13 protein-coding genes and 1 tRNA gene are annotated in these 10,536 nt (G+C 66.1%); 12 read left to right on the top strand and 2 right to left on the bottom strand.

Going from position 1 to position 10,536, the window contains the following annotated elements; genetic code table 11:
• Positions 1 to 235 precede the first annotated feature (235 nt).
• From V7Z54_RS08070 to V7Z54_RS08020, 11 genes are all read left to right on the top strand, one after another.
• The gene (locus tag V7Z54_RS08070) at positions 236 to 811 is read left to right on the top strand and encodes an ATP synthase subunit I (RefSeq protein ID WP_334135710.1); all 576 of its coding nucleotides are present in this window, start codon (positions 236 to 238) and stop codon (positions 809 to 811) included.
• A 3-nt stretch (positions 812 to 814) separates the two neighbouring features.
• Positions 815 to 1,684 carry a F0F1 ATP synthase subunit A gene (atpB, locus tag V7Z54_RS08065; RefSeq protein WP_334135709.1) on the top strand — a complete coding sequence of 290 codons (870 nt, stop codon included), beginning with the start codon at positions 815 to 817 and terminating at the stop codon, positions 1,682 to 1,684.
• Between the two features lie 48 nt (positions 1,685 to 1,732).
• Positions 1,733 to 1,978: a F0F1 ATP synthase subunit C gene (gene atpE / locus V7Z54_RS08060; RefSeq protein ID WP_043702567.1), complete on the top strand. Its 246-nt coding sequence runs from the start codon at positions 1,733 to 1,735 to the stop codon at positions 1,976 to 1,978.
• A gap of 115 nt (positions 1,979 to 2,093) precedes the next feature.
• Positions 2,094 to 2,564 carry a F0F1 ATP synthase subunit B gene (locus tag V7Z54_RS08055; protein WP_334135706.1) on the top strand — a complete coding sequence of 157 codons (471 nt, stop codon included), beginning with the start codon at positions 2,094 to 2,096 and terminating at the stop codon, positions 2,562 to 2,564.
• A gap of 30 nt (positions 2,565 to 2,594) precedes the next feature.
• Positions 2,595 to 3,125, top strand: coding sequence for a F0F1 ATP synthase subunit delta (locus V7Z54_RS08050; RefSeq protein WP_334135705.1), 531 nt, complete (start codon positions 2,595 to 2,597; stop codon positions 3,123 to 3,125).
• A gap of 46 nt (positions 3,126 to 3,171) precedes the next feature.
• Positions 3,172 to 4,728 carry a F0F1 ATP synthase subunit alpha gene (gene atpA, locus V7Z54_RS08045; protein WP_334135704.1) on the top strand — a complete coding sequence of 519 codons (1,557 nt, stop codon included), beginning with the start codon at positions 3,172 to 3,174 and terminating at the stop codon, positions 4,726 to 4,728.
• A 45-nt stretch (positions 4,729 to 4,773) separates the two neighbouring features.
• Positions 4,774 to 5,643, top strand: a complete 870-nt coding sequence (atpG, locus tag V7Z54_RS08040; RefSeq protein ID WP_334135703.1) for a F0F1 ATP synthase subunit gamma — start codon at positions 4,774 to 4,776, stop codon at positions 5,641 to 5,643.
• A gap of 48 nt (positions 5,644 to 5,691) precedes the next feature.
• Positions 5,692 to 7,101, top strand: a complete 1,410-nt coding sequence (atpD, locus tag V7Z54_RS08035; RefSeq protein ID WP_334135701.1) for a F0F1 ATP synthase subunit beta — start codon at positions 5,692 to 5,694, stop codon at positions 7,099 to 7,101.
• Positions 7,102 to 7,167: 66 nt separating this feature from the next.
• Positions 7,168 to 7,584 carry a F0F1 ATP synthase subunit epsilon gene (locus V7Z54_RS08030; protein ID WP_334135699.1) on the top strand — a complete coding sequence of 139 codons (417 nt, stop codon included), beginning with the start codon at positions 7,168 to 7,170 and terminating at the stop codon, positions 7,582 to 7,584.
• A gap of 145 nt (positions 7,585 to 7,729) precedes the next feature.
• On the top strand, positions 7,730 to 8,737 hold the full coding sequence (locus tag V7Z54_RS08025) for a YheT family hydrolase (protein WP_334135697.1): 1,008 nt from the start codon (positions 7,730 to 7,732) through the stop codon (positions 8,735 to 8,737).
• A 16-nt stretch (positions 8,738 to 8,753) separates the two neighbouring features.
• Entirely contained in the window at positions 8,754 to 9,317 is a 564-nt protein-coding gene (locus V7Z54_RS08020) for a DUF2946 family protein (protein ID WP_334135695.1), read from the top strand.
• Here V7Z54_RS08020 and aroQ read toward each other — a convergent pair.
• Entirely contained in the window at positions 9,263 to 9,727 is a 465-nt protein-coding gene (aroQ, locus tag V7Z54_RS08015; RefSeq protein ID WP_334135694.1) for a type II 3-dehydroquinate dehydratase, read from the bottom strand. The two genes, V7Z54_RS08020 and aroQ, sit on opposite strands and share 55 nt — an antisense overlap.
• Positions 9,728 to 9,827: 100 nt before the next feature.
• The gene (locus V7Z54_RS08010; protein ID WP_334135693.1) at positions 9,828 to 10,340 is read right to left on the bottom strand and encodes a c-type cytochrome; all 513 of its coding nucleotides are present in this window, start codon (positions 10,338 to 10,340) and stop codon (positions 9,828 to 9,830) included.
• Positions 10,341 to 10,453: 113 nt separating this feature from the next.
• On the opposite strand from V7Z54_RS08010, the gene V7Z54_RS08005 reads away from it, so the two are divergent.
• Positions 10,454 to 10,529, top strand: a tRNA-Arg gene (locus V7Z54_RS08005).
• Positions 10,530 to 10,536: the final 7 nt, after the last annotated feature.

Below are 10,536 nucleotides of genomic sequence, written 5' to 3'. Positions count from 1 at the left end.
CAGGGATACTCGATGAGAGAGGCGGGTTCGGGGGACATGCGGGGCATCGCCAGCAGGGGCCGGCGGTGGATGTGAGGATAGTAGGGGTTTATCCGTATAATAGGGCGCTTTGCCAGCGTAGCCAAAAGCCGCGCTGGTCCAGCGTCAGCCGTCAGGCGGGCGTCATCCGCTGTGTCCACCATCGTCGGCCGCTGCGCCACAGTCAGGTCTCGTCGTGCAACATCCGCCGCAAGCCGTGGTCCGCTCACCGCACAGCGGGCGCCGTGCGCCGGCGTCGGGGTGGTGCGATGAGAAGGAAGGTGGGGATGAGGAGCCGCCTTTCAAGCCCCTGAGCGCCGAAGAGGCGGCGCAGTGGCGACGTCGGCACCGGCCGCTGTCGGTGTGGCGCGTAGTGGCGTGGCAGGCAGTGGCGTGGGGGCTGTCGGTGGCGGTGGCGGCGGCGCTGGTGGCGCTGTGGTGGCCGCAGCGCGGGGTCTGGGTGGTGTCGCTGGCCTACGGCGGTGCGGCGGCGCTGCTGCCGACGGCGCTGATGGCGTGGGGTATGACCTCCAGCCTTCTAGCGCGGCGGTTGCTCGCAGTGCGCGCTGATCAGGCTCGGGTGTTGCTGGCGGGATGGTTATGGTGGGAAGGGGTGAAGGTGCTGCTGACGCTGGTGCTGCTGTGGACAGCGCCGCGCTGGATCCCCGACTTGAGCTGGCCGGCCTTGCTGGTTGGGCTGGTGGTGGTGCTGAAGTCGACTTGGTTGGCGTGGGTGGCGCGCCCGGCGGCCCAGCGCCGATCGGCAAGTTCTGGAAACGCTGAAGTGAGTTGAGGCATGGCTGCAGAAGGACAAGGACCGACCGCGGGTGAGTACATCCGCCATCACTTGGTGCACCTGACCAACAAGGAGCAGGGCTTCATCGTCGACTTTTCGGTCATCAACATCGATTCGGTGGTGTTTTCGGTGTTGACCGGTTTGGTCGGCGTATTCCTGCTGTGGCTGGGGGCGCGCCGCGCCACCGCCGGGGTGCCGGGGCGCTTTCAAGCGGCGGTCGAAATCCTGGTCGAATTGGTCGAAACCCAGGCCAAGAGCGTCATCCACAACGCCGCCAGCCGCAAGGTGATTGCGCCGATGGCGCTGACCGTGTTCGTGTGGATCTTCTTCATGAACTTTATGGACCTGCTGCCGGTGGACCTGCTGCCGGGTATCTGGCACGCGGTGGGGCCGGCGCTGGGCTACAAGGACTATCTGCGCGTGGTGCCCACCGCCGACCTGTCCACGACGCTGGGGCTGTCGGTGTCGGTGCTGCTGATGTGCCTGTACTACAACATCAAGATCAAGGGTCTGGGCGGCTGGGCGCACGAGCTGGTGACGGCGCCGTTTGGCACCAGCCGCAATCCGCTGTGGGCGCTGCTGCTGGGCGTGGTGAACTTCCTGATGCAAATGATCGAGTTCGTGGCGAAGACTGTCTCCCACGGCATGCGGTTGTTTGGCAACATGTTCGCGGGTGAGCTGGTGTTCATGCTGATCGCGCTGCTCGGTGGATTCGCCGCGCTGTCGTTCAGCGGGGCCCTGCTCTTCGTCGGGCACCTGATCACCGGTACGGTGTGGGCCATCTTCCACATCCTGGTGATCACCCTGCAAGCGTTCATCTTCATGATGTTGGCCCTGATCTATCTGGGTCAGGCCCATGACGCGCACTGAGTTTGCTCTTTCCCTCAACCTTCCTCTCCAACCTCAAAAGGAACCATCATGGAAAACATTCTGGGTCTCGTTGCTCTGGCTTGCGGCATCATCGTCGGTCTGGGCGCTATCGGCGCGTCGATTGGGATTGCGCTGATGGGTGGCAAGTTCCTTGAGTCCTCCGCTCGTCAGCCCGAGCTGATGAACGACCTGCAGACCAAGATGTTCATTCTGGCCGGCCTGATCGACGCGGCCTTCTTGATCGGCGTGGCCATCGCGCTGCTGTTTGCGTTCGCCAACCCGTTCGCGATCTGATCGTCCTGCGGTGAGGAAGGGTGCGCCCGGGCGGTGCAAGCCCCGGGCGCACGCCGCTCGAACCCGGCACCACTCAACGCTGTACTCCTCCGCCCCCATACAGAAAGGCGTTGCGATGAACATCAATGCAACCCTCTTTGCGCAGGCCATCGTCTTCGCGATCCTGGTGTGGTTCACGATGAAGTTCGTGTGGCCGCCGATTGCCAAGGCGCTGGATGAGCGTGCGCAGAAGATTGCCGAGGGTCTGGCCGCCGCCGAGAAGGCCAAGACCGAGCTGGCCGTCGCCAACAAGCGCGTCGAAGATGCGCTGGTGCAGTCGCGCAACGAAGCGGCCGCCCGTTTGGCCGACGCCGAACGTCGTGCCCATGCCCTGATCGAAGAGGCCAAGGCGCGCGCCAATGAAGAAGCCGCCAAGATCATCGCCGCTGCCAAGGCCGAGATCGAGCAGCAGGCGGTGCAGGCGCGCGAAGCGTTGCGCGAGCAGGTGGCGGTGCTGGCCGTCAAGGGCGCCGAGCAGATTCTGCGCCGCGAGGTCGACGCCCGCGCCCATGCCGAGCTGCTGCAGCGGCTCAAGGCTGAACTCTGAACCCCGAACCGCGCGTCCGAAGGTTGAACCATGGCCGAACTAGCCACCATTGCACGACCCTACGCCGAAGCGCTGTTCAAGGCCGCCGGCGCACAGGCCGCCGAGGCCTGCGGCTGGCTCGATGAACTGGCCGTTGTCGCGGCCGATGCGGCCCTGCAGGCATTCGCGGCCAATCCGAACGTGCGCGCCGAGCAGGTATTCGACGTCATCGTCGGCGTGCTCAAGACTCCGCTGCCCGATATCGGGCGCAACTTCCTGCGTACCGTCATCGACAACGACCGCGTAGCGGCGTTGCCCGAGATGGCGCGGCAGTTTCGCGCGCTGGTCAATGCCCGGCGCGGAGTGGCCGATGCGCTGGTCGAAAGCGCGTTCGTGCTGGACGAGGCACAGCTGGCCGAGCTGCAGGGCGTCCTCGAAAAGCGCTTCTGTCGCCAGCTGCGTCTGAACGTGCAGCTCAAGCCCGAACTCATTGGCGGCGTGCGCGTGGTGGTGGGCGACGAGGTGCTCGACACCTCCATCAAGGCCCGTTTGGAACACATGCGTGTGGCGCTGACAGCCTGAGGCTGGCCCCAACGCCCTGTCAAGAACCTCCGCAAAGGAAAGCGTCATGCAACTCAATCCCGCAGAAATCTCCGAACTGATCAAGTCCCGCATCGAGGGGCTGGCCCCGTCGGCCGACGTGCGCAACCAGGGTACCGTGGTGTCGGTGACCGATGGCATCGTGCGCATTCACGGCCTGTCGGACGCGATGCAGGGCGAAATGCTCGAATTCCCGGCGGGCAAGGATGGCCAGCCCAGCTACGGCCTGGCGCTCAACCTGGAGCGCGACTCGGTGGGCGCGGTGGTGCTGGGCGAGTACGAGCACATCTCGGAAGGCGACACGGTCAAGTGCACCGGCCGCATTCTGGAAGTGCCGGTGGGGCCCGAGCTGATCGGCCGCGTGGTCGACGCGCTGGGCCGCCCCATCGACGGCAAGGGCCCTATCAACGCCAAGCTGACCGACGTGGTCGAAAAGGTGGCGCCCGGCGTCATCGCGCGCAAGAGCGTGGACCAGCCGGTGCAGACGGGCATCAAGGCCATCGACTCGATGGTGCCGATTGGCCGTGGCCAGCGCGAGCTCATCATCGGTGACCGCCAGACCGGCAAGACCGCGGTGGCGATCGACACCATCATCAACCAAAAGGGCCAGAACATGGTCTGTATCTACGTCGCCATCGGACAGAAGGCGTCGTCGATCAAGAACGTGGTGCGGGCCCTGGAGCAGCACGGCGCGATGGACTACACCATCGTCGTGGCGGCTTCGGCGTCCGAGTCGGCGGCGATGCAGTTCCTGGCGCCGTACTCGGGCTGCACGATGGGTGAGTACTTCCGTGACCGCGGCCAAGATGCGCTCATCATCTACGACGACCTGTCCAAGCAGGCCGTGGCCTACCGCCAGGTATCGCTGCTGCTGCGCCGTCCGCCGGGGCGCGAAGCCTTCCCGGGCGACATCTTCTACCTGCACAGCCGTTTGCTGGAGCGCGCCGCGCGCGTCAACGCCGACTACGTCGAGAAGTTCACCAACGGCGCAGTCAAGGGCAAGACCGGCTCGCTGACGGCGTTGCCGATCATCGAAACGCAAGCCGGTGACGTGTCGGCGTTTGTGCCCACCAACGTGATCTCGATTACCGACGGGCAGATTTTCCTGGAGACCAACCTGTTCAACGCCGGCATCCGGCCTGCCATCAACGCCGGTATTTCGGTGTCGCGCGTGGGTGGGGCGGCGCAGACCAAGCTGATCAAGAGCCTGTCGGGCGGTATCCGTACCGACTTGGCGCAATACCGCGAACTGGCGGCGTTTGCGCAGTTTGCGTCGGACCTGGACGAGGCCACTCGCAAGCAGCTCGACCGCGGCGCGCGCGTGACCGAACTGCTCAAGCAGCCGCAATACAGCCCGCTGCCCATCAGCCTGATGGCCGCGTCGCTGTACGCCGCCAACAAAGGTTATCTGGACGACATCGATGTCAAGAAGGTGCTGCCGTTCGAGGCCGGACTGCATGCCTACCTGAAGGACAAGCACGCGGCGCTGCTGGACAAGCTCGAGACGCAAAAGGCCATGGACAAGGACGCCGAGGCCGAGCTCGACGCTGCCATCCGCACCTTCAAGCAAAGCGGCACGTGGTGATGCGCCGCGCGCGCACCGCCCACGCAACCGTCTAAAGGAGCAGCGATGGCAGCAGGCAAGGAAATACGCGGCAAGATCAAGTCGGTGGAAAACACCAAGAAGATCACCAAGGCCATGGAGATGGTCGCCGCCTCCAAGATGCGCAAGGCGCAGGAGCGCATGCGCATGGCCCGCCCGTACAGCGACAAGATCCGGCAAATCGCGGCCAACCTCAGCCGCGCTAACCCGGAGTACGTGCACCCATTCATGGTCGAGCATCCGGATGTCACCGTCAGCGGCATGATCGTGGTGACCACCGACAAGGGCCTGTGCGGCGGCCTCAACACCAACCTGCTGCGTGCAGTCACCAACCAGCTGCGTGAGCTGCAGTCCGCCGGGCGCACGGCACAGGTGGTGGCCATCGGCAACAAGGGCTTTGGCTTCATGAACCGCATTGGGGCCAAGGTGGTGTCGCACGTCACCGGTTTGGGCGACACGCCTCACCTGGAGCGCCTGATCGGGCCGGTGAAGGTGCTGCTGGATGCCTACACTGAGGGCAAGCTCAACGCGGTCTACCTGTGCTACACCAAATTTATCAATACGATGAAGCAGGAGCCGGTGGTGCAGCAGCTGCTGCCGCTGTCGGCGCAGTCGCTGGAGGAAGGCCAGCAGAGCTACGACTGGGACTACATCTACGAGCCGGACGCGCCCACCGTCATCGACGAGCTGCTGGTGCGTTACGTGGAGGCGCAGATCTACCAGTCGGTGGCCGAGAACATGGCCTCCGAGCAGTCGGCGCGCATGGTGGCGATGAAGGCGGCCACCGACAACGCCGGCAACCTGATCAGCGAGCTCAAGCTCATCTACAACAAGACGCGGCAGGCCAGCATCACCAAGGAGCTGGCGGAGATCGTCGCCGGTGCCTCGGCCGTTTGAGGTCGCTCAGGTTGTCGTCCTCCCCATTTTTCGATCAAGGTTTCAATCATGGCTCAAGTTCAAGGCAAGATCGTTCAGTGCATCGGCGCCGTGGTGGACGTGGAGTTTCCGCGCGACCAGATGCCCAAGGTGTATGACGCCCTCAAGATGGAGGGCTCGCCGCTGACGCTGGAAGTGCAGCAGCAGCTGGGCGACGGCGTGGTGCGCACCATCGCGCTGGGTTCCTCCGACGGCCTGCGCCGCGGCATGACGGTGTACAACACCGGCGCGCCCATCACGGTACCGGTGGGCAAGGCGACGCTGGGCCGCATCATGGACGTGCTGGGCAACCCGATCGACGAGCGCGGCCCGATCGACCAGTCGCTGACCAGCTCCATCCATCGCAAAGCCCCGGCCTACGATGAGCTGTCGCCCTCGACCGAGCTGCTGGAGACCGGCATCAAGGTGATCGACCTGATCTGCCCGTTTGCCAAAGGCGGCAAGGTGGGCCTGTTCGGCGGCGCCGGTGTGGGCAAGACCGTCAACATGATGGAGCTCATCAACAACATCGCCAAGGCGCACTCGGGCCTGTCGGTGTTTGCGGGCGTGGGCGAGCGTACCCGTGAGGGTAACGACTTCTACCACGAGATGATGGAGGCGAAGGTGGTGGTCAGCGAAGACCTGAGCCAGTCCAAAGTGGCGATGGTCTACGGCCAGATGAACGAGCCGCCGGGCAACCGCCTGCGCGTGGCGCTGACCGGGCTGACGATCGCCGAAAGCTTCCGTGACGAAGGGCGCGACGTGTTGTTCTTCGTGGACAACATCTACCGCTACACACTGGCCGGTACCGAGGTGTCGGCGCTGCTGGGCCGCATGCCCTCCGCTGTGGGCTACCAGCCCACGCTGGCCGAGGAAATGGGCAAGCTGCAAGAGCGCATCACCTCCACCAAAGTGGGTTCGATCACTTCCATCCAGGCTGTGTACGTGCCCGCGGACGACCTGACCGACCCGTCGCCGGCCACCACCTTCGCGCACCTGGACGCGACCGTGGTGCTGTCGCGTGACATCGCGGCGCTGGGTATCTACCCGGCCGTGGACCCGCTGGACTCCACCAGCCGGCAGGTGGACCCGAACGTGGTGGGCGAAGAGCACTACACCACCACGCGTTCGGTGCAGGCCGTGCTGCAGCGCTACAAGGAGCTGCGCGACATCATCGCCATCCTGGGCATGGACGAGCTCTCGCCGGAGGACAAGCTGATCGTGGCGCGCGCGCGCAAGATCCAGCGCTTCCTGTCGCAGCCGTTCCATGTGGCGGAGGTGTTCACCGGCCAGCCCGGCAAGTACGTACCGTTGAAGGAGACCATCCGCGGCTTCAAGATGATCGTCAACGGCGAGTGCGATCACCTGCCCGAGCAGGCGTTCTACATGGTGGGCACCATCGACGACGCCTTCGAGAAGGCGAAGAAGCTGGCCGGTTGAACGGCGCCAGCGCTCCCTGCGGCCGGCCGATGATGGGATGGCCGCATCAAGGCAACAGGAGTCGAGATGAACACGATACAGGTCGAAGTGGTCAGCGCCGAGGAATCCATCTTCAGCGGGCCGGCCACCTTCGTGGCGCTGCCGGGTGAAGCCGGTGAGCTGGGCATTTTGCCGGGCCACGTGCCGCTGATCACCCGCATCAAGCCCGGCGCGGTGCGCATCCACAAGGCGGACGGGGACGAGGAGTTCGTGTTCGTTGCCGGCGGTATCCTGGAGGTGCAGCCCAAGGTGGTGACCGTGCTGTCCGACACCGCCATCCGCGGCAAGGATCTGGACGAGGCCAAGGCCAACGAGGCGCGCAAGGCGGCCGAGGAAGCGCTCAAGAACGCCAAGAGCGACGTCGATCTGGCAAGGGCACAGTCGGAATTGGCCATCATGGCGGCCCAGATTGCCGCGCTGCGCCGCTACCGCCAAAGGCGTTGAGCGCCATGGCCCTGCACGCCGCGGCGGCCGCCTGCGGCGCGCCGGTGCGAATCTTGGGGGGCGGCGTGAGCGCCGGTTGTCCGTGACGCACGAGCCCCCTGTTGCTGACACCGCCTGCGAGGCGGTGTCGTCTTTTGACGGCCCTGTGAGCAGCGACGGATTGCCCAGCCCGGGCGCGTGGCCATTGCCGCCTCGCTGGCAGCGCGAGGGGCATCTGCAGACGATCGGCGCCGCGCTGTGGGGCGACACGGGGTGCATGCCCTGGGACTGGCAGCGTCAGCGTTGGACCACCAGCGACGCAGATTTCATCGACGTGGACTGGATGCGCCCCCCGGCGGCGCACACCCTGGTGGTGCTGTTTCACGGGCTGGAGGGATCGTCGCGCAGCCACTACGCACGGGCGCTGGCGGCGTCTGCCGCCGCTCTGGGCTGGGCGGTGGCGGTGCCGCATTTTCGGGGCTGCTCGGGCGAGCCTAACCGCGCTCCACGGGTCTATCACAGTGGCGACCACGTCGAGATCGGGGCGATGTTGCGGCGCCTGCGCGACGAGTGGCCCGGCCCGATGCTGGCGGTGGGTGTGTCGCTGGGCGGCAATGCGCTGTTGCGTTGGCTGCAGGAGGCGGGCCACAGCGCGGGCCAGACACTGCGGGCCGCCGCCGCCATTTCGGCGCCGCTCGATCTGGCCGCGGCGGGGGCGGCCATTGACCGCGGACTCAACCGGGTGTTGTATGCGCGCATGTTCTTGCGCACCATGCGCGCGAAGGCGCGTCAGAAGGCGCAACAGTACCCCGGGCTGTTCGACATCCAGCGGGCCCTGCGCGCCCGCACCCTGCGGGCCTTTGACGACGCCTTTACGGCGCCGCTGCACGGCTTTGCCGGCGTGGACGACTACTGGCGGCGTTCCTCCAGCCTGCCGGGGCTGGGCGCGATCCGGCTGCCCACGCTGGTGCTCAACGCGCGCAACGACCCCTTTGTGCCGGCGCACAGCTTGCCGGCGCGCGTGGCCGGTGATTGGGTGCGCCTGTGGCAGCCGCTGCGTGGAGGCCATGTCGGTTTTGCCCACGTGCGCACGCACCGCGATTGGCGCGGCGATTTGCAGGCGCTACCCCACCACGTGCTGGGGTGGCTGGCCCGTGCCGGGGGCGGCGTTTGACGCCACAATCGGCGTCATGGATGAGATTGTCAAAGCGGCTATGGCCAAGTGGCCCAACGTGCCGCACTGCTATGGGTGGCTCGGCCTGGACGATCGGGGGCGCTGGTGGATGCGGGACGAGGCGACGCAGGCTGCCGGTCCGTTTGCCGGTCCCGGGGCCTCGGTGCGCAGCCGCGGCGCGGAGCTGCGTCACGACAAGCTCATCGCCTTCATAGGCCGCAACTACGCGGCTGACGAGCAGGGGCAGTGGTATTTTCAGAATGGCCCGCAGCGTGTCTACGTGGAACTGGCGTGCACGCCGTGGGTGTGGCGTTTGCAGCCCGATGGCCGGGTGCTCAGCCACACCGGCGTGGCCGCGCGGCCGTGTGGATCGTGGATCGACGAGCAAGGGCGCCTGTATCTGGAGACCGACTTGGGGCTGGGGGTGGTGCATAGCCAGGACATGCATCAGGCAGCCGACGCCATTGACGCCGGGCGCTGGACGCCGACGCCCTGCCTGGCCGCGGAGTTGCCAGAGCGGTTTGGTTACGTCTTGAGCCCGGCGGCGCGTCGGGCCAGCGCGTCCAACGCCAGCAGGTAACCGTCCACACCCAAGCCGATGATGCTGCCTGCCGCCACCGGGGCAATCCACGACTGGTGGCGAAACGCCTCGCGGGCATGCACGTTCGAGATATGCACCTCGATCACCGGCAGCGGTTCGACGCCTTTGATGGCGTCGTGCAGCGCGATCGACGTGTGCGTGTAGGCCCCGGGGTTGAACACGATGCCCAGCGCCTGTCCCGCCCGAAACCGCACGCCCCATTCGTGAATGAGGTCGATCAGCGCGCCTTCGTGATTGCTCTGGGCGCACGTGACATCCAACCCCCGTTGACGGCCGTAATCCCGGCAACGAGCCTCGACGTCGGCCAGTGTCATCGCGCCGTACACGCTGGGCTCACGCGTGCCCAACAGATTCAGGTTGGGGCCGTTGAGGACCAAAACGGCGTGCATGGCCAAGCTGTGCGCTGGGGGTGAGTCGGTCGAAGAGGATATCGGGATCGCGCTCGCCTGTGGTCGCAGCGCAGCGCTGGTGCACGGGCGAGCGATGAGGTCAATCCTTCTTTTCGCCCTCGGAGGCTTGGGGCTCGGCAAAGGCAGCGCCCCCCTGGTTGGCCATGAACACCACGGCGCGCGCAATCTCCACATCGCGGAACGCCCCGCCGCCCTGCGCCCCCATGGCGCCCTTGCCCTTCAGCGCCGAGTTGACCAGCGTGTCCAGGCCCTGCGCGATGCGCGGCGCCCACGCTGCCTTGTCGCCCAATTTGGGCGCGCCGACCAGCCCCGCCTCGTGGCAGGCGGCGCACTGCGCTTTGTACACGTCGGCCCCGGCGGCCAGCGGCCGGTTGGCGTCGCGCAGTTCGACGCGCCCAACCTTTTGGATGCGCTGCGCAGTGGCCAGCTCCGGGTTATCCACGCCGGCCTGCGGCTTGGCGTCACGCGTGACGTAGTAGACCAGCCCGATGATCAGAAAGACCGGGACGACGAACGCAAAAACCGCCGTCCACCACAGTTGTTTCGGGGTCTGGATGGGGCCGGTGTGGCTGTCGTGCGCGTGCTCGCTCATGGTATCCCTCGGGAAGCGTCTGGACCGCGATAAACACCCCATTATATCGACCGCCCCCGGCGGCCCGCCGTGGTGCCCCGCCGCGCGGTGGGCTGGTAGAATACCAAGCTTATGCGGCTGTAGCTCAGTGGATAGAGTGTCGGCCTCCGAAGCCGAAGGTCGTGGGTTCGATCCCCGCCAGCCGCGCCACATCAAA

This window comes from Tepidimonas sp. (assembly GCF_036824975.1).
Taxonomy (GTDB): Bacteria; Pseudomonadota; Gammaproteobacteria; order Burkholderiales; family Burkholderiaceae_C; genus Tepidimonas.
Note: the sequence above shows the minus strand (reverse complement) of the source record. Positions and strands in the feature narration are given on the sequence as shown.

Bases quoted from the DNA above. Each gene is read 5' to 3' on its own strand.
- aroQ (WP_334135694.1), bottom strand. From the start codon at position 9,727: ATGCACGCCGTTTTGGTCCTCAACGGCCCCAACCTGAATCTGTTGGGC.
- atpD (WP_334135701.1), top strand. From the start codon at position 5,692: ATGGCTCAAGTTCAAGGCAAGATCGTTCAGTGCATCGGCGCCGTGGTG.
- atpE (WP_043702567.1), top strand. From the start codon at position 1,733: ATGGAAAACATTCTGGGTCTCGTTGCTCTGGCTTGCGGCATCATCGTC.
- atpG (WP_334135703.1), top strand. From the start codon at position 4,774: ATGGCAGCAGGCAAGGAAATACGCGGCAAGATCAAGTCGGTGGAAAAC.
- V7Z54_RS08020 (WP_334135695.1), top strand. From the start codon at position 8,754: ATGGATGAGATTGTCAAAGCGGCTATGGCCAAGTGGCCCAACGTGCCG.
- V7Z54_RS08030 (WP_334135699.1), top strand. From the start codon at position 7,168: ATGAACACGATACAGGTCGAAGTGGTCAGCGCCGAGGAATCCATCTTC.
- V7Z54_RS08055 (WP_334135706.1), top strand. From the start codon at position 2,094: ATGAACATCAATGCAACCCTCTTTGCGCAGGCCATCGTCTTCGCGATC.
- atpB (WP_334135709.1), top strand. From the start codon at position 815: ATGGCTGCAGAAGGACAAGGACCGACCGCGGGTGAGTACATCCGCCAT.
- V7Z54_RS08010 (WP_334135693.1), bottom strand. From the start codon at position 10,340: ATGAGCGAGCACGCGCACGACAGCCACACCGGCCCCATCCAGACCCCG.
- V7Z54_RS08050 (WP_334135705.1), top strand. From the start codon at position 2,595: ATGGCCGAACTAGCCACCATTGCACGACCCTACGCCGAAGCGCTGTTC.
- atpA (WP_334135704.1), top strand. From the start codon at position 3,172: ATGCAACTCAATCCCGCAGAAATCTCCGAACTGATCAAGTCCCGCATC.